Source organism: Aquamicrobium terrae, assembly GCF_052978165.1.
On the sequence record NZ_JBRKLZ010000001.1, the window covers coordinates 2,621,848 to 2,639,513 of the forward strand.

Consider the following 17,666-nt stretch of genomic DNA (forward strand, 5'->3'; position numbering starts at 1 on the left):
GCCGGCGTGTCGCAACGGGCCGCCCTCCACCTTGGGGATGATGTTGCCCGTGCCGGCAATGAGCTAGGACCATGGGGTCGCGGCAGATGCTGCGGCCCTTTTCCTTTGCCCTAGCTGTCGAGGCGAGCCATGACCGTGCACACTCTTCCCGCTTTCCCCATCGATCAGGTGCGGAGCCGTTTTCCGGCCCTGTCGAAGCTGGAGAACCCGCCGGTCTATTTCGACAATCCGGCCGGCACGCTGGTTCCGCAGCAGGTGATCGATGCCGTGGCCGATGCCATGGCGACCGCCACCCACAATCTCGGCGGCTTCTTCGACGGTTCGAAGCGGGCGGAGAGGCTGTGGCTCGACGGCCATCAGGCGATGGCCGACATGCTGGGCGCGGCTTCGCATCGCGAGATCGTCATCGCCCAGTCGATGACGGCGCTGACGCTGCACCTGTCGCGCTCTATCGGCCGCCTGTTCAAGCCGGGCGACGAGATCATCCTCACCCAGATGGACCATGAGGGCAACGTCTCGCCCTGGCTGCTTCTGGCCCGCGACCTTGGCCTGACGGTGAAATGGCTGCCCTTCAACCGCAAGAGCTGGCGCATCGAGCCGGCCGATCTGGAACCGCTGCTGAGCGAGCGCACGAAGCTGCTGGCGCTCAACGCGTCCAGCAACATGACCGGCTCGGTCAACGATGTCGCCGCGCTTGCGGCGCTGGCGAAGAAGGCCGGAGCTCTGGTCTATGTCGATGCCGTGCAACTGGTGCCGCACCGCCTGCCGGACGTGCAGGCGCTCGTCTGCGATGTCCTCGTCTGCTCGTCCTACAAGTTCTTCGGCCCGCATCTGGGCGTGCTGTGGGGGCGCGAGGAACTGCTGGCCATGCTGGAGCCCTACAAGGTGCGCTGCGCCACGGAGGAACTGCCCGGCCGCTTCGAGGCGGGCACGCCGCAGACCGAGCTTCTGGCCGGCCTTGCCGCCACCGCTTCCTATCTGGAATGGCTGGGCGAGGCGACCGGCCATGCAGGGTCGCGCCGCCGGAAGATCGAGGGCGCCTATCGCAGCTTCACCGCCTATGAGGACGTGCTGACCAGCCGTCTCATCGAAGGGCTGCTGGCCTTGCCGGGCGTCACCGTTCAGGGCATCACCGATCCGGCGGCGCTGCGCCATCGCGTGCCCACCGTGTCCTTCACCCATGCCGGCATATCCACCCATGCCATCGCCGAGGGGCTGGCGAAGCGCGGCATCTGGGCCTGGTCGGGCCATAACTATGCGCTGGAGCCGTCGCGTCTCCTGGAACTCGACGAGAGCGAAGGCGTGGTGCGGCTGGGGCTCGCCCACTACAACACCATGGACGAGGTCGAGCGCACGCTCGCTGCCCTGAGTGAACTGGTCGGGGGCGAGCTTGTTGGGCGCGATGCGGCCGTGCTAGCCTGACCGGCAAGGGCCTGTTGTCCGGCCCGTCAGGGAACAGGCTCCATTGACTGCGGAATTCGGGAACGGCGCGGCATCGGCATTCAGCGCTCATGCCGCGCGGGCACTTGATCATTGTGAACGCGCCGAGGCCCCGCAGATGCTGCTGGATGCCATCGGCAGCGTCGTGCCCTATGCGTTCGCCATGTCCGTCGTCTACCACCGGGACGGCCCGCCCGACCATGTCGTCGATACCTTCACCGGCCGCGCCGCCAAGCAGGCGATGCAGCTCTATCTGGAAGGCACCTATATCCTCAATCCGGTCTACAACGCCTATCTGGCCGGTCTGAGGGCGGGCGTCCATCGCCTGCGCGAACTGGCGCCGGACAATTATTTCTCGTCCGACCACTATCGCCAGTTCAAGGTCCGCCGCCAGGACGACGAGGAGCTGGGCTACCTCACCCATGGCTGGCCGGCCGGCATGGAGGAGGTGGTGATCGCCATCGAACTGCCGCAGGGGGACCTGGGCGAAATCAGCCTCTACCGGCAGGCGGGCCGGGGCGGTTTCGCCGAGCCGGATTGCGCTTTGCTGCAAGCCCTCGAGCCGCTGATCGGCGCCATCTACAGGCGCATCTGGCAGCACCGTCCGCGCCGGGTACGGCAGGGCGGGCGGGCTTCGCCGCTCGACCATCTGCTGGAGGATTTCGGCAAGGGCAAGCTAAGCCCGCGCGAATGCGAGGTGGCGCACATGATCCTCAAGGGCCATTCGGGCGAATCGATCGCCCGCAATCTCGGCATCTCCATCACCACGGTGAAGACCCATCGCCAGAACCTCTACGCCAAGCTCGGCCTCGCCACCCAGCAGGAGCTGTTTTCGCTGTTCATCCGCTCGTTGCAGGAAAAGGATGCGTTGCTCCCCGAGCGCAGATAGGGGCATGTCGCCCGAAAGCGGGAATCGGTTTCGGGATAACGACATGCGTAAAAGCAACAGCATAAAGCGCAAGGAGCGAATCCGAAGGATCGCGACGCGCTTTAGGCGCATGTCCTCCTTTGGGTGGATAACATCGCGGGTCTGGGCTGAAGTAGGAGCAGGCCGGGAAATGCAGGAGCGTGATTATGGACGGGCAGGCTATGAGGCATGATTGGCTGCTGGAGGTGCTGAAGCCGCTCGGCATCGGCGGTCCGCTCCGGCAGCTCGGCGGCGAGCATGACCTGAACTTCCGCGCGGCCACCGCTGACGGCGATGTCATCGTCAAGGCGATGCGCCAGCGCGGCGAGCCTGCGCTGGTCGAACGCCAATGCGCCGCGCTCGCCCATGCAAGCGCCGCCGATCCGGGCCTGCCGCTGCCGCCGGTTCTTTCCTTCCCGGATGGATTGCCGTGGCAGGCCGTGCGGGACGACGAGGGGCAATCGCGGATCGTCTGGGTGCAGCGGGCGCTCGACGGCATCGCCATGGGCGAGGCCGGGCCGCAACAGCCGGCGGTGCTGGCCGAACTGGGCGCGCTGGCGGCGCGGCTCGACCGCGCCCTGGAGGACTTTGCGCTGCAACCTGCCACCGAGGCGGCCAAATGGGACCTGTTGCGGGCTGGCTGGATCAGGAACCGTCTCGACGTTCTGGACGGCGAGCGCCGGCAATTGGTCGCCGCCATCCTGGCCGATTACGACCGGATTTTCCCGCGCCTTGCGGCGCTGTCGGCGCAGGCGCTTCACAACGACCTCAACGACTACAACATCCTTGTCGTGCCCGGTCTCACCGTGCCGGCGCGGATCAGCGGCCTCATCGATTTCGGCGACATGACGGTCGGCCCGCGCATCTGCGGCCTCGCCATCGCCGCCGCCTATGCGATCCTTGACCATGAGACGCCGGAGGCGGCCCTTGCCGCGCTTATTGCCGGCTATCATGCCGTTGCGCCGCTTGCCACCGAGGACATCGAGCTGATCTGGCCGCTGCTGCGCATGCGGCTGGCGGTCAGCGTGGTCAATTCGGCCATAGAAGCCGTGGGCCGTCCCGACGATCCCTATGTGACCATATCGCAGGCGCCGGCCTGGCGGCTGTTGGAGAACAAGGCAATCGACGGCGCGCTGATCGGCGCCCGGCTGCGCGCGGCCTGCGGCTTGCCGGTAACGGACAACGCCGAACGGATTCTGGCATGGCTCGATGCCAATCGCGGCGGCTTCGCGCCGGTGCTGGGTGTCGATCTGGACGAGGCCGAGGTGGTCAGCCTTGCCGTCGAAGACAGCATCCTGCCGGAGAACCCCTTCGACCTGCGCGCGGATGAGGCGCGTCGCCTGACCGGTGCCGTGGATGATCGCATCCGCCTCGGCCGCTATGGCGAACCGCGGCTGGTCTACACCGACCGGGCCTTCCGCAAGGGACCGTGGAAGGCATCGAACCGACGCACCGTGCACATGGCGGTCGATATCTTCGCGCCGGCCGGACAGGCCGTGCATGCGCCGCTGGCCGGCAAGGTGGCGATGGTGGAATACCGTGCCAATCCGCTCGACTATGGCGGCGTCGTCATAATGGAGCATCGCACCGGCGCAGGCGAAGTCTTCTATGCGCTCTACGGCCACCTCGACCCGGCCGTGTGTGACAGCCTGAAAGTTGGAGATGAGGTCGCGGCCGGCGCCGTGTTCGCGAAGCTCGGCGCGCCGCAAGGCAATGGCGGCTGGGAACCGCATCTGCACTTCCAGCTCGCGCTGACGCTGGACGGCATGGGGCACGACTGGCCGGGCGTCGCGGATCCCGACGACTGGGTGCTGTGGCGGGCGCTGTGCCCCAATCCTGCGGCCCTGCTCAACCTGCCCGAGGAGAGGGTCGCCTGCACGCCCGTCGATACCGCCGAACTGCTTGCCGAACGCAGGGCGCGCTTCGGCTCCAACCTCAAGCTCAGCTACCGGCGGCCGGTCACCTTCCTGCGCGGCTGGCGGCATCATCTCTTCGACGAGATGGGCCGGCCCTATCTCGATGCCTACAACAATGTGCCGCATGTCGGCCATGCGCATCCGCGTATCCGGGCCGTGGCCTGCGACCAGCTGGCCCGCATGAATTCCAACACCCGCTACCTGCATCCCGCCCAGACGGCGCTGGCCGAGCGCCTGACCGCCAGGCTGCCGCAGGAGCTGGAAATCTGCTTCTTCGTCAACTCCGGTTCGGAGGCCAACGAGCTGGCGCTGCGGCTGGCGCGTGCCGCCAGCGGCGGCTACGACATCGTGACGCCCGATCACGGCTATCACGGCAACACCACCGGCGCGATCGACATCTCCGCCTACAAGTTCAACAAGCCGGGCATGCATGGCCGCCGGCCATGGGTGCACCTCGTCGATGTGGCCGACGACTATCGCGGCCGTTTCCGCCGCGACGATCCGGACCGCGCCCGCCGCTATGCCGGGCAGGTGGACGCGGCACTTGCCGAAATCGAACAGGGCGGCGGCCGGCTGGCCGGCTTCATCGCCGAGACCTTCCCCAGTGTCGGCGGCCAGATCATCCCTCCGCAAGGCTATCTCGCCGAAGTCTACCGGCGAATCCGCGCCGCCGGCGGCATCTGCATTGCCGACGAGGTGCAGACCGGGCTCGGGCGGCTGGGCGATTTCTACTTCGGCTTCGAGCAGCAGAAGGTGCGGCCCGATATCGTCGTGCTGGGCAAGCCGCTCGGCAACGGCCATCCGGTCGGTGCCGTCATCACCACGCGCGCGATCGCCGAACGCTTTGCCGAAGGGCCGGAATATTTCTCCACCTTCGGCGGCTCCAACCTGTCCTGCCGCATCGCCGCCGAAGTGCTCGACATCGTCGACGACGAGGACTTGCAGGGGAATGCGCGGCGCATGGGCGAACGGCTGCTTTCCGGCATGCGCGAGCTGGGCGGGCGCCACGAGGTGGTGGGGGATGTGCGCGGCATCGGCCTGTTCACCGGGCTCGACCTGGTCACCGACCGCGAAAGCCGCAATCCCGCGACGGACGTGGCCGACTATGTGACGAACCGGCTGCGCGACCTGCGTATCCTCGTCGGCCGCGAAGGGCCGGCCGACAACATTCTGAAGATCCGGCCGCCGCTGACGATCGGGGCCGACGATGTCGACATGCTGCTCGACCGGCTCGACCTGTGCCTGAAGGAGGCCGGCACGGCATTGCGCGCCACAAAGCCCTGAGAGCCGGCCATCCATGCCCGTCGCCGGCTGGAACCGCCATGTGCTTCCGGCCGGATCAGACTTTCGTCGCATGACCTTGCGCGTTTCGGGCGTTGGCGCGGGAAGCTTGCGCCTCTTCTGTTGACCGGTACGACCACGCAAGTCATAGGTTTCAGCCCACAGGCGCGCCGAGAAGATTCGGGAGAACAGGCGCGGCCGCATCAGGGAGGACTTGCATGGAAGCGCTTCTCGCGCTGTCGCGGATGATTGACCGCGTCAACGAAGCCATCGGCAAATGGGTGTCGTGGCTGATCCTGGCGTCGATCCTGGTCAGTTCCATCAACGCGGTCGTGCGCAAGACGTTCAACATGTCGTCGAACGCCTGGCTGGAACTGCAATGGTATCTGTTCGGCGCCGCCTTCCTGCTGGCCGCCGCCTATACGCTCAAGCAGAACGAGCACATCCGCATCGATGTCGTCTACGGCCTGTGGTCGCGACGCGTGCAGCACTGGATCGACCTTCTGGGCCATATCTTCTTCCTGATGCCGTTCACGCTGCTGATGGTCTACTACCTCGTGCCCTATGCGCTGCGCTCCTTCCGCAGCGGCGAGATGTCGACCAATGCCGGCGGCCTGATCATCTGGCCGGCCAAGGCGCTTTTGCTGGTCGGCTTCTTCCTGCTCGCCGTGCAGGGCATTTCCGAGATCATCAAGAAGATCGCCATCATGCGCGGCAGGATGGACGATCCCAACCCCTTCGTGTCGGCGCATGAACAGGCGGAGATCGAGGCCAAGACGCTGGCCGACGAGGTCCGTTCATGATCGAATTCATTGCGCAGAACATGGCGCCGATCATGTTCGTCTCGCTGATCTTCTTCCTGTTGATCGGCTACCCCGTCGCTTTCGCCCTTGCCGCCAACGGGCTTTTGTTCTTCTTCGTCGGCGTCGAACTGGCCCCGCTGTCGGGCGGTTCGATCAACCTGTCCTGGCCATTGCTCTATGCGCTGCCCGAACGCTTCTACGGCGGCGTCATGGCAAACGAGACGCTGCTGGCCATTCCCTTCTTCACCTTCATGGGCATCGTGCTGGAGCGCTCGGGCATGGCCGAGGACCTGCTCGACACGATCGGCCAGCTTTTCGGGCCGATCCGCGGCGGGCTTGCATATGCGGTCATCCTGGTCGGTGCGCTCCTGGCGGCGACCACCGGCGTGGTGGCCGCCTCGGTCATCGCCATGGGCCTCATCTCGCTGCCGATCATGCTGCGCTACGGCTACGACCGGCGCATCGCCTCGGGTGTCATCGCCGCCTCGGGCACGCTGGCCCAGATCATCCCGCCCTCGCTGGTGCTGATCGTGCTGGCCGACCAGCTCGGCCGCTCGGTCGGCGACATGTACAAGGGCGCGCTCATTCCCGGCCTGGTGCTGACCGGCCTCTACATGCTCTACGTGCTGGTCATGTCGATCATCCGGCCGAACTCCATGCCGGCCCTGCCGCCCGAAGCGCGCACCCTCGGCCACGGCATCACGTCGCTGGTCGTGGCGCTGCTGTTAGCCGGTGCCGTCGGCTGGGGCGCCTATCACTATCTGGAGCCAGCCCACGGCACCAATGCCGACATATTGGGCGCCACGGTGGGCGTCGTCGCCATCTATCTGGTGGCGATCGCCGACAAGGGCCTCAACATCAATATGATGTCGAAGCTCGCCCAGCAGGTGGTGATCGTGCTGATCCCGCCGCTGGCGCTGATCTTCCTCGTGCTCGGCACCATCTTCCTCGGCATCGCCACGCCGACCGAGGGCGGCGCCATGGGCGCGGTGGGTGCGCTGGTGATGGCCGCCGCCAAGGGCCGGCTCTCGCTCGACCTGATCCGGCAGGCGCTGGCCTCGACCACGCGGCTGTCGTCCTTCGTGCTGTTCATCCTGATCGGCGCGCGCGTCTTCTCGCTCACCTTCTACGGCGTCAACGGCCATCTGTGGGTGGAGCACCTGCTGGTCTCGCTGCCGGGCGGCGAACTGGGCTTCCTCATCGTCGTCTCGATCCTGGTCTTCCTGCTGGCCTTCTTCCTCGATTTCTTCGAACTGGCCTTCATCATCGTGCCGCTGCTGGCTCCGGCTGCCGAACGGCTCGGCATCGACCTGATCTGGTTCGGCGTGATCCTGGGCGTCAACATGCAGACCAGCTTCATGCACCCGCCCTTCGGCTTCGCCCTGTTCTATCTGCGCTCGGTGGCCGCGCGCGTGCCCTATATCGACAAGATCACCGGCAAGAAGATCGCGCCGGTCACAACCGGCCAGATCTACTGGGGCGCGGTGCCCTTCGTCGGCATCCAGATTCTCATGATCGCGCTGACCATCGCCTTCCCCGCAATGGTCATGCACTACAAGGGCAAGGTCGTCGATCCGGCCACGATCGAATTCAAGATGCCGGAGCTTCCCGGCCTTGGCGGCGGTTTCGGCCTGCCGCCGCTGGGCGGCGCGCCGGCCCCCGCGCCGGGAACGCCTGCGCCGGCTCCATCGACGCCCGCCCCGGCGACGCCCGCCCCGGCGACCCCGGCACCCCCCGACCTTTCGCAGCCGCCCAGCTTCAACTGAGCCTTGGGCAGGCGAATCGAAAAAAACAAGAACCCCGGAGCATCGCCCCGGGGTTTTTCGCTGTTCGGCGAGGCTGCGACGACTACAGCTTGTTGCTGCGCTGCTGGATCATCATGAAGGTATCGAAATTGTACTCGGCCACCTGCGCCCACAGATAGTGGTCCTTGCGGAAGGCGACGATGGAATCCCAGATCTTCTTGAAGTCCGCGTTGGATGCCGTCATCTCGGCATAAACCTCGTTGGCCGCGTCGAAGCAGGCCGACAGGATTTCCTGGCTGAACGGCCGCAGTTGCGCCCCGTTGGCCACCAGCGACTTCACCGCCGTCGGGTTCAGGTGGTCGTATTTCTGGAGCATGTTGGCGTCGGCCGCCTGACAGGCCGTCCGCAGCAGCGACTTGTAGGTCGCCGGCAGTTCCTCATGCTTTGCCTTGTTGAACATGAAGTGGACGGTCGGGCCGCCTTCCCACCAGCCGGGATAGTAGTAGTAGGGCGCGACCTTCTGGAAGCCGAGCTTCTCGTCGTCATAGGGGCCGACCCATTCGGCGGCGTCGATGGTGCCCTTTTCCAGCGCCGGATAGATGTCGCCGCCGGCGAGCTGCTGCGGCACCACGCCCAGCTTCTCCACCACCTTGCCGGCGAAGCCGCCGATGCGCATCTTCAGGCCCTTCATGTCCTCCAGCGTGTTGATCTCCTTGCGGAACCAGCCGCCCATCTGGGTGCCGGTGTTGCCGCCCGGCAGGCCGAACAGGCCCTGCTTGTCGAGGAACTCGTTGAACAGGTCGATGCCGCCGCCATGATATTGCCAGGCGTTGCGGCCGCGCGCGTTGAGGGCGAAGGGAACGTCGGCGCCGAGCGCCCAGGTCGGGTCCTTGCCCCAGTAGTAGTAGCCCACCGTATGGGCGGCCTCGACGGTGCCGGCGCTTGTCGCGTCGGCGGCCTGCAGGCCCGGCACCAGTTCGCCGGCGGCAAAGACCTGGATCTGGAAATTGCCGTCCGTCGCCTCCGACAGCATCTTCGACAGCACTTCGGCGCCGCCATAGATGGTGTCGAGCGACTTGGGGAAGGACGACGCCATGCGCCAGGTGATCTTCGGGTTGGTCTGCGCGATTGCCGGGGCGGCAAGCGCCGCGCTTGCCGCTACGGCACCCGCGCCGGTCGTGCCGGCCTTCCTGATGAATGAACGGCGATCCATGAAGTTCCTCCCTTTTCGGATCTCGATGTCGGCCGTCCAGGCAGGGACATTCAACTGGAAGTCCTTGATTTCTCACGGCGGCCGCCGGCGCAAACAATACACGCCGCCGATGTCGTGTCCAGCGTTACCGCGCCGTATCGGGGACGTGGCGGCAGGCTCTGCAACTATAGTCTAAGGCCGGGCAGCGAGCATGCCCGCCATCCGGCCTGGGCGCGCGCGGTGTGCCGGTTCAGCGGATGCGCGGCAGCGAGCTGAACTGGTGGTGCGGCGGCGGCGAGGACAGGGTCCATTCCAGCGTGGTCGCGCCGTCGCCCCACGGGTTCGCCGACGCCGCGCGCTTGCGGGCGAAGGCTTCCGCCACGGCGATGAAGAACACCACCAGCCCGGCGGCCGAGATGTAGGAGCCGATCGAGGAGATGAAGTTCCAGCCGGCCATCGCGTCGGGATAGTCGGCATAGCGGCGCGGCATGCCGGACAGGCCGAGGAAATGCTGCGGGAAGAAGACGAGGTTGACGCCCACGAACATCAGCCAGAAATGCAGCCGGCCGAGCGTCTCGCTCATCATGTAGCCGGTCATCTTCGGGAACCAGTAGTAGAACCCGGCGAAGATGGCGAAGGCCGCTCCCAGCGACAGCACGTAGTGGAAATGCGCCACGACGTAATAGGTATCCTGGAACAGGCGGTCGACGCCGGGGTTGGCGAGCTGGACGCCGGTCACGCCGCCGATGGTGAACAAGAGCACGAAACCGGCCGCCCACAGCATCGGCACCTTGAAGGTGATCGATCCGCCCCACATCGTCGCCAGCCACGAGAACACCTTGATGCCGGTGGGCACCGCGATGACCATCGAGGCGAAGGCGAAATAGCGCTGCGATTCGATCGATAGGCCGACCGTGAACATATGGTGCGCCCACACCACGAAGCCGATCACGCCGATGGCGACCATGGCATAGGCCATGCCCAGATAGCCGAAGATCGGCTTCCTGGAGAAGGTCGAGATGACGTGGCTGATGATGCCGAAGCCCGGCAGGATCATGATGTAGACTTCCGGATGCCCGAAGAACCAGAACAGGTGCTGGTAGAGGATCGGGTCGCCGCCGCCGGAGGGCACGAAGAAGGTGGTGCCGAAATTGCGGTCGGTGAGCATCATGGTGATCGCCCCCGCCAGCACCGGCAGCGACAGAAGCAGCATGAAGGCGGTGACCAGCATGGCCCAGGCGAACAGCGGCATGCGGTGCAGCGTCATGCCGGGCGCGCGCATGTTGAAGATGGTGGTGATGAAGTTGATGGCGCCGAGGATCGAGGAGGCACCCGACAGGTGGATGGACAGGATGACGAGATCGACCGCCGGCCCCGGCTGCCCGGTGGAGCTGGAGAAGGGCGGATACATCGTCCAGCCGCCGCCATGGCCGGAGGCGCCCGGCGCGCCCGGCACGAACATCGACATGATGAACAGGACGAGCGAGGCCACCAGCAGCCAGAACGAGATGTTGTTCATGCGCGGGAAGGCCATGTCCGGCGCGCCGATCATGATCGGGACGAACCAGTTGCCGAAGCCGCCGATCATCGCCGGCATGATGACGAAGAAGATCATCACCAGCCCGTGGGCGGTGACGACGACGTTGTAGAGGCTGGGATCGAGGAAAATCTGCAGTCCCGGTTCCTGAAGCTCCATGCGCAGGGCGACGGAAAGGCCGGTGCCGAGAATGCCGCACAGCATCGACAGGATCAGGTAGAGCGTGCCGATGTCCTTGTGGTTGGTGGAAAACAGCCATCGGGTGACGAAGCCCTGGCCGGGCGCGGTTTCGTCATGGGTGGTGTCCGACATGCTCACTTCCTTCCTTTCTGCCGTCCCGCCTTGCGCAGGGGCTGTCTCGGAAGGGGCGGCTTGAGCCGTCGCGGTCGGGAACAGGCGCCTTGCCTGCGCAATGCGCGATCAGTCGGTGACGATCATGTCCATCGGGATGTCGTGCGGCTGCGGATAGATCGTCCTTATCCTGGCCGGCGTGTAGCCGACGCCGATGGTCAGCGGCTTGCGCGGCATGGCGGCCAGCGTCCGGTCGAAGAAGCCGCCGCCATAGCCGAGGCGATAGCGCGCCTCGTCGAAGCCGACGACGGGGGCGATGACGATGTCCGGCAGCACGGCAGGGCCGCGCGACGGCACCAGGATGTTCCACACGCCGCGCTCCAGCGGGTCGCCCGGCGCCCATAGCCGGTATTCCAGCGGCCAGCCCTTCTGGATGACGACCGGCAGCGCCAGCCTGCCGCCGCGTTCGATGATGCCGATGCCCCAGTTGCGCAGGTCCGGCTCGCCGCGGAACGGCCAGTAGGTGCCGACGATGCGCCCCGCGACCTTGCCGACGGCGGCGTCGAGCGCCTTGGCGATGCGGATGGAGCGGGCATGGCGCTGCTCCGGCTCCAGGGCCATGCGTTCGGCTATCAGGCGTTCGCGTTCGGCCTTGCGCCAGCGCATGACGTCGCTCCAGGCGTCGGAACGGCTTGGCATGGCGTGAAATTCCGGATCGAGCTCATGCATGAAGCAGGGCGGCGAAGCGTATTCCGCAGGTTCGCTTTCTGCAATTTCGCTCTGGGGATCGTCGGCCATCGTCAGCAATCCGGCTAGGGCATGATCCCGAAAAGTTGCAGGCTTTCCGGACAAGATCATGCGTCAAGAACAAGACCTGGGGCGAAATGGGTCTGCAGGGACAATCATCCCGCTCCGATTGTGTCAGCCAAGCGTGCGCGCCATTAATGCAGAAGGCAAACGGAATTAAATGCAGTATGAGTGCAAAATTATTGCACTGAAATGGAGCGCGCCATGGATATCGACCGGGCCCGGACGTTTCTGGAGATCATCCATTGCGGCAGCTTCCAGGGCGCGGCGGACCGTCTGAACGTCACCCAGACCACGGTCAGCGCCCGCATCCGCACGCTGGAGGCCGAGGTCGGCCGGCCGCTTTTCGTGCGCAACCGCACCGGCGCCAAGCTGACGCCGGCCGGCCGCGAATTCGAGCGCTATGCGCAGTCCATGGTGCAGATCTGGGAGCGGGCGCGCCACCAGCTCGCCGTTCCGGAGGGCAAGACCGGGGTCGTCGCCCTCGGCGGCGAGCTCAGCCTGTGGAACCCGCTGCTGCTCGACTGGCTGGTGTGGATGCGCAAGACATGGCGTCAGACCGGCATCCGCGCCCATGTCGGCATGCCGGACCAGTTGATCGAGCAGTTGCGCACCGGCGTGCTGGACATCGCCGTGCTCTATGCGCCCCGGCTGCTGCCGGGCTTCACCGTGCGCCTGTTGCAGGAAGAGCAGCTCGTGATGGTGCGCAGCACCGCGGGCGGCCCCGAAGACGGCGATCCTCCGGATTACGTCCATGTCGACTGGGGGCCGCAATTCGCCAGCGGCAGCGGCCAGCCGGCCGGCGCCCATGGCGAGCCGGGGCTGATGGTGGGGCTCGGGCCGCTCGGTCTCAGCTACATATTGCGGACCGGCGGCAGCGGTTATTTCCGCCGGGGTGCGGCCCTGCCCCATATCGAATCGGGCGAACTGGAGCTGGTCGAGGGCGCGCCGGAGTTCACCTATCCGGTCTATGCCGTCCATGCCGATGCGGGCGACGAGCGCGAGGAGATGCGGGGCGCCTTGCAGGGGCTGGCGGCGGTGGTCAGGTGATGTCCTGCCTTTCCCCGCGTGCATCGTGCTCCTCGCGGGCGTGGAGCAGCGCCTCGATCACCAGTTCGCGGCCCGCGCGGCTGATGCCGATGCCCTGCGGCCGTTCCGTGGCGAGGCCGAACTCCAGCAGCCGCGCAAGCAATGCCGGGTCGAGATCCGGGCAGGGGCCGCGGTTCATGCGTTTCAGCGCAGACTGCTCGGCGGCCGACAGATCGGCCCAGCCGACATGCGCCGTCGGCGCCGGTTGCGGCTCGGTCCGCCGGTTGCCGCCGGGGGTGCGATGGCCGCCGGTTGCGCGCCCGCGCCTCATGGTGCGACCCTCTGGCCGGTCTCGCGTTGAAGTGGCAATGTCGTTGAAAAGGTTGTAGTCTTCATCCTGCGACCATATCGCACATTTGTTGTCGGGGCAGTTTGAGCGAAAAGAGGTATCACGTATACCTCTTTTATGCGGAGCCTGGATACCGCGCGGGGGGGCTGATGCCATCCGTTTCCAATTGCAATCCGTTGCCGTTTTCGAAACCTTGTCCCGTCAGTGCTTTCCTGTTCGCTCACAAGGGCACGATTCGATGCGGATGACGTTGCATACCGACTACGCGCTGCGCATGCTGACCTATGTCGCCACACGCCCCGATTGTGCCTGCACGGTGAACGACGTGGCCGAGGCCTATGGGCTGTCGCGCAACCATCTGCTGAAGGTGGCACAGACGCTGCGCGAACACGGCTTCATCGAGACGATCCGTGGCCGCTCCGGCGGCATCAGGCTGGAAAGAACGGCCGAAAGCATCGGCATCGGCGCGCTGGTCCGGCTGATCGAGGAAGATTTTTCGGTGGTGGAATGCTTGCAGGCCCGGGGCGGGGGCTGCGTGATCTCGCCGTGCTGCACGCTCAAGGGCATGTTCTCGGAGGCGCTTGGCGCCTATCTGAGCGTGCTCGACAAATACACGCTCGCCGATGTCGTGCGCAACAGGGCCCAGCTGGGTTTCCTGTTGGGCATAGACGACGTCGCGGCCTAGCCGGAATCCAGCAAGGGATTTAGCCAGATGGTTTCAGGATTGACAGTCGCCGAACGCCAGCTCTCCCTGGCCGTGCTGATCGCGCTTTCGCTCTGCGGGCTGGCCATGGCGGCCGGTGGGCGGGGCGACCCGCTGGGCATCCACGGCTTCATCGTGATGGCCGCCAGCCTCGGCCTGACCTTCCTGGTGATTTCGCGCTACTACGATCCCGAGCCGCCGGCCGAGCGGCTGTCGCACTATTACGACGACCCGACCAAGGTCGGCATCGTGCTGACCATGATCTGGGCCGTGATCGGCATGTTCGTCGGCGTCTGGGTGGCCGCGCTGCTGGCGTGGCCGGATTTGACCTTCGATGCCGGCTGGGCCAGCTTCGGCCGCCTGCGCCCGGTGCACACCTCCGGCGTGATCTTCGGCTTCGGCGGCAACGCCCTGATCGCCACCTCCTTCCACGTCCTGCAGCGAACCACGCGGGCGCGGCTGCCCGACCAGTTCAGCCCCTGGTTCGTGCTGATCGGCTACAACCTGTTCTGCGTGGTGGCGGCCAGCGGCTACCTGATGGGCCTTACCCAGTCGAAGGAATATGCCGAGCCCGAATGGTATGCCGACATCTGGCTGGTGATCGTGTGGGTGGTCTACTTCCTCATCTACATCCGCACCCTGCAGCGGCGGAAGGAGCCGCATATCTACGTCGCCAACTGGTACTACATGGCCTTCATCCTGGTCGTGGCGATATTGCACATCGTCAACAACCTCGCCGTGCCGGTCTCCTTCGGCCATGCCAAGAGCTATTCGCTGTTCTCCGGCGTGCAGGACGCGATGACGCAATGGTGGTACGGCCACAACGCCGTCGCCTTCTTCCTCACCTCCGGCTTCCTCGGCATGATGTATTACTACCTGCCCAAGCGCGCCGGACGGCCGATCTTTTCCTACCGGCTCTCCATCGTCAGCTTCTGGGGCATCACCTTCATGTATATGTGGGCGGGCTCGCACCACCTGCACTATACCGCCCTGCCGCAATGGGTGCAGACGCTGGGCATGACCTTCTCGCTGGTGCTGCTGGTGCCGTCCTGGGCCTCGGCCGGCAACGCGTTGGCCACGCTCAACGGCGCCTGGGACAAGGTGCGCACCGACGCCACGCTGCGCTTCATGATGGTGGCCGCGGTGTTCTACGGCCTGTCGACCTTCGAAGGTTCCTTCATGGCCATCCGCGCCGTGAACTCCCTGTCGCACTACACCGACTGGACCGTCGGCCATGTCCATGCCGGCGCGCTCGGCTGGGTGGCGATGATCACCTTCGGCTCGCTCTATGCGCTGGTGCCGTGGATGTGGAAGCAGGACCGCATGTATTCGCCGAAGCTGGTCGAGGTGCACTTCTGGCTCGCCCTGTCGGGCACCATCATCTACGTCTTCGCGATGTGGAACTCGGGCATCATCCAGGGCCTGATGTGGCGCACCTATAACGACAGCGGCACGCTGGCCTATCCCTTCATCGACAGCGTCGTCGCCATGCATCCCTACTACATCGCGCGCACCGTCGGCGGCCTGTTCTTCCTCACCGGCGCGATCGTGGCGTCCTACAATATCTGGATGACGATCCGCATGGCGCGCATCAGCCGGATCGCGGAGGCCGGCGCGGACGTGCCGCTCTATGGGAAGGCCGGCGCCGTGCAGGCAGGAGAATAACGATGAAGGAATTCTTCCACCGCAAGATCGAACGCAACGCCATCGGCTTCGTCCTGGCGATCGTCGGCGTCGCCTCGATCGGCGGCCTCGTGGAAATCGCGCCGCTGTTCACCATCAGCGAGACGGTCGAGGAGGCGCCCGACATGCGCGTCTACACGCCGCTCGAGCTGGCCGGGCGCAACATCTACATCCGCGAGGGCTGCTATGCCTGCCATTCGCAGATGATCCGCACGCTGCGCGACGAGGTCGAGCGCTACGGCCCGTTCTCGCTGGCGGTCGAATCCCAGTACGACCACCCCATGCTGTGGGGCTCGAAGCGCACCGGGCCGGATCTTGCCCGCCTCGGTGACAAATATTCCGACGCCTGGCATGTCGCCCACCTCATCAACCCGCGCGACGTGGTGCCGGAATCGGTGATGCCCAAATATGGCTGGCTGATGCGCAACGAGCTGAAATACGACGATCTCGGCCAGCATCTGGCGGCCCAGCGCAAGGTCGGCGTGCCCTATACCGACGACATGATCGCCAACGCCCGATGGGACGCCTATGGCCAGGCCAATCCCGACAGCACCTATGCCCAAGGCGTGGCCGAGCGCTACGGCGATGCCACCAACATCCGGCTGTTCGACGGCGATCCCGGCCGCATCACCGAAATGGATGCGCTGGTCGCCTATCTGCAGATACTCGGCGGGCTGACCGACGCCGCCCACAAGACTGCGGCGGCACAGGAGTGAGGCGATGGATCACGAGACACTCGTTGGCTTCTCCAAGAGCTGGGGACTCTTCTACCTCATAATCTTCGCCATCGGCGTGCTGGTCTACGCGTTCTGGCCTTCCAACAGGAAGCGTTTCGACCGCGCCAAGAAAAGCATTCTCGACAAGGACGACCGGCCGGGCGAGGGGGAATAGGCACATGGCAACCGAAAGACATGACCCCGTGACCGGACGGGTGACCACCGGGCACGAGTGGAACGGCATCGAGGAACTGGAAACGCCGATCCCGCGCGTGGTGTTCTTCTTCCTGATCGTCGGCACCCTGTTCGCCATCGGCTACTGGCTGCTGATGCCGGCCTGGCCGGTGGGCTGGACCTACACCAAGGGCCTGCTCGGCATCGACCAGCGCAATGTGGTGACGCAACAGGTCGAGGAGGCCGCGGTGTCGCGCGCCGTCTGGACCGACCGCGTCGGCTCGGAGGATTTTGCCGCGATCGCTGCCGACGGCGACCTGATGCGCCATGTGCGCGACACCGGCCGCACCCTGTTCGTCGACAATTGCGCCGTCTGCCATGGCGTGCGCGGCACCGGCGGTCCCGGCTTCCCCGACCTTGCCGCCGGCTCCTGGCTGTGGGGCGGCGACCCCGAGACGATCGCCGAAACCATCAGCGTCGGCATCAACTCCACCAATGACGACACGCGCGTCTCGCAGATGATGGCTTTCGGCCGCGACGGCGTGCTTGAATCCGACCAGATCAGGTCGGTGGCCGCCTATGTGCGCTCGCTGTCGGGCCAGCAGCTCAGCGAGGCCGACCAGGCCCGGGTGCCGGCCGGTCAGGAGGTGTTCGCCGAGAACTGCGCCTCCTGCCACGGCGAGGATGGCAAGGGCATGGTCGAGGTCGGCGCGCCCGATCTGACCGACCAGCACTGGATCTATGGCGGCGACGCGCAGACCGTGTACACGACCATCTATTCCGGCCGGCAGGGCCACATGCCGCACTGGCAGGACAGGCTTTCGCCCACCGACATCAGGATCCTCGCCCTTTATGTCGGCGCGCTGGCAACGGACGGAGGCCCGCAATGAGCGCCGCAAGTCCCCAAACGGGCGCCACCCGGCTCAACTGGCGCCTGATCTCGGCGCTGATCATTACCGCGGGCGTGCTTCTGTTCGTCGGCGCCAATGCCCATCTCGTCTATGTGGCGCTGGGGTCCCAGCCCGATTGCGTGCCGCATGAGAAGGCGGGCACCGTCGAAGGCACCTACAGCGCCGCCAAGTCGGCCTGCTGA

16 protein-coding genes are annotated in these 17,666 nt (G+C 65.7%); 12 read left to right on the forward strand and 4 right to left on the reverse strand.

The genetic code is table 11. From position 1 onward, the window contains the following. The first annotated feature begins 129 nt into the window (after positions 1 to 129). From ACVCNR_RS12895 to ACVCNR_RS12915, 5 genes are all read left to right on the forward strand, one after another. Complete coding sequence (locus tag ACVCNR_RS12895) at positions 130 to 1,422, forward strand: cysteine desulfurase-like protein (RefSeq protein WP_447075074.1); 1,293 nt, start codon at positions 130 to 132, stop codon at positions 1,420 to 1,422. A 136-nt stretch (positions 1,423 to 1,558) separates the two neighbouring features. Beyond that, the gene (locus tag ACVCNR_RS12900) at positions 1,559 to 2,329 is read left to right on the forward strand and encodes a helix-turn-helix transcriptional regulator (protein WP_447075075.1); all 771 of its coding nucleotides are present in this window, start codon (positions 1,559 to 1,561) and stop codon (positions 2,327 to 2,329) included. A 200-nt stretch (positions 2,330 to 2,529) separates the two neighbouring features. Next, complete coding sequence (locus ACVCNR_RS12905) at positions 2,530 to 5,547, forward strand: aminotransferase class III-fold pyridoxal phosphate-dependent enzyme (RefSeq protein WP_447075076.1); 3,018 nt, start codon at positions 2,530 to 2,532, stop codon at positions 5,545 to 5,547. 215 nt (positions 5,548 to 5,762) lie between these two features. Further along, on the forward strand, positions 5,763 to 6,347 hold the full coding sequence (locus ACVCNR_RS12910; protein ID WP_354195056.1) for a TRAP transporter small permease subunit: 585 nt from the start codon (positions 5,763 to 5,765) through the stop codon (positions 6,345 to 6,347). After that, positions 6,344 to 8,113, forward strand: coding sequence for a TRAP transporter large permease (locus ACVCNR_RS12915; protein WP_447075077.1), 1,770 nt, complete (start codon positions 6,344 to 6,346; stop codon positions 8,111 to 8,113). The genes ACVCNR_RS12910 and ACVCNR_RS12915 overlap by 4 nt, the downstream gene beginning before the upstream one ends. An 82-nt stretch (positions 8,114 to 8,195) precedes the next feature. Here the strand turns inward: ACVCNR_RS12915 and ACVCNR_RS12920 are convergent, their stop codons facing one another. From ACVCNR_RS12920 to ACVCNR_RS12930, 3 genes are all read right to left on the reverse strand, one after another. Continuing rightward, positions 8,196 to 9,305 (reverse strand): TRAP transporter substrate-binding protein, encoded by a 1,110-nt coding sequence (locus ACVCNR_RS12920; protein WP_447075078.1) that lies wholly within the window; start codon positions 9,303 to 9,305, stop codon positions 8,196 to 8,198. Positions 9,306 to 9,534: 229 nt separating this feature from the next. Then, entirely contained in the window at positions 9,535 to 11,133 is a 1,599-nt protein-coding gene (gene ctaD, locus ACVCNR_RS12925) for a cytochrome c oxidase subunit I (RefSeq protein WP_354195061.1), read from the reverse strand. Between the two features lie 108 nt (positions 11,134 to 11,241). Beyond that, a complete protein-coding gene (locus ACVCNR_RS12930) occupies positions 11,242 to 11,910 on the reverse strand; it encodes a 5-formyltetrahydrofolate cyclo-ligase (RefSeq protein ID WP_447075079.1) in 669 nt (222 codons plus the stop codon). A 213-nt stretch (positions 11,911 to 12,123) separates the two neighbouring features. Between ACVCNR_RS12930 and ACVCNR_RS12935 the strand changes: the two genes are divergently transcribed. Then, positions 12,124 to 12,969 (forward strand): LysR family transcriptional regulator, encoded by an 846-nt coding sequence (locus ACVCNR_RS12935; RefSeq protein ID WP_447075080.1) that lies wholly within the window; start codon positions 12,124 to 12,126, stop codon positions 12,967 to 12,969. On the opposite strand, the gene ACVCNR_RS12940 is transcribed toward ACVCNR_RS12935, so the two are convergent. After that, positions 12,962 to 13,279: a hypothetical protein gene (locus ACVCNR_RS12940; protein ID WP_447075081.1), complete on the reverse strand. Its 318-nt coding sequence runs from the start codon at positions 13,277 to 13,279 to the stop codon at positions 12,962 to 12,964. The two genes, ACVCNR_RS12935 and ACVCNR_RS12940, sit on opposite strands and share 8 nt — an antisense overlap. Before the next feature lie 262 nt (positions 13,280 to 13,541). Here ACVCNR_RS12940 and ACVCNR_RS12945 point away from each other — a divergent pair, with 262 nt between their 5' ends. From ACVCNR_RS12945 to ACVCNR_RS12970, 6 genes are read left to right on the forward strand one after another with little or no spacing between them, the layout of a single operon-like run. Continuing rightward, positions 13,542 to 13,982: an RrF2 family transcriptional regulator gene (locus ACVCNR_RS12945; protein WP_354195069.1), complete on the forward strand. Its 441-nt coding sequence runs from the start codon at positions 13,542 to 13,544 to the stop codon at positions 13,980 to 13,982. A 27-nt stretch (positions 13,983 to 14,009) separates the two neighbouring features. Next, positions 14,010 to 15,665 (forward strand): cytochrome-c oxidase, cbb3-type subunit I, encoded by a 1,656-nt coding sequence (gene ccoN, locus ACVCNR_RS12950; protein WP_354195071.1) that lies wholly within the window; start codon positions 14,010 to 14,012, stop codon positions 15,663 to 15,665. A gap of 2 nt (positions 15,666 to 15,667) precedes the next feature. Beyond that, entirely contained in the window at positions 15,668 to 16,399 is a 732-nt protein-coding gene (gene ccoO / locus ACVCNR_RS12955; RefSeq protein ID WP_354195073.1) for a cytochrome-c oxidase, cbb3-type subunit II, read from the forward strand. A gap of 4 nt (positions 16,400 to 16,403) precedes the next feature. Next, a complete protein-coding gene (locus tag ACVCNR_RS12960; protein ID WP_447075082.1) occupies positions 16,404 to 16,574 on the forward strand; it encodes a cbb3-type cytochrome c oxidase subunit 3 in 171 nt (56 codons plus the stop codon). 4 nt (positions 16,575 to 16,578) lie between these two features. Further along, positions 16,579 to 17,463, forward strand: coding sequence for a cytochrome-c oxidase, cbb3-type subunit III (ccoP, locus tag ACVCNR_RS12965; protein WP_447075083.1), 885 nt, complete (start codon positions 16,579 to 16,581; stop codon positions 17,461 to 17,463). Then, positions 17,460 to 17,666: a hypothetical protein gene (locus tag ACVCNR_RS12970; RefSeq protein WP_447075084.1), complete on the forward strand. Its 207-nt coding sequence runs from the start codon at positions 17,460 to 17,462 to the stop codon at positions 17,664 to 17,666. The genes ccoP and ACVCNR_RS12970 overlap by 4 nt, the downstream gene beginning before the upstream one ends.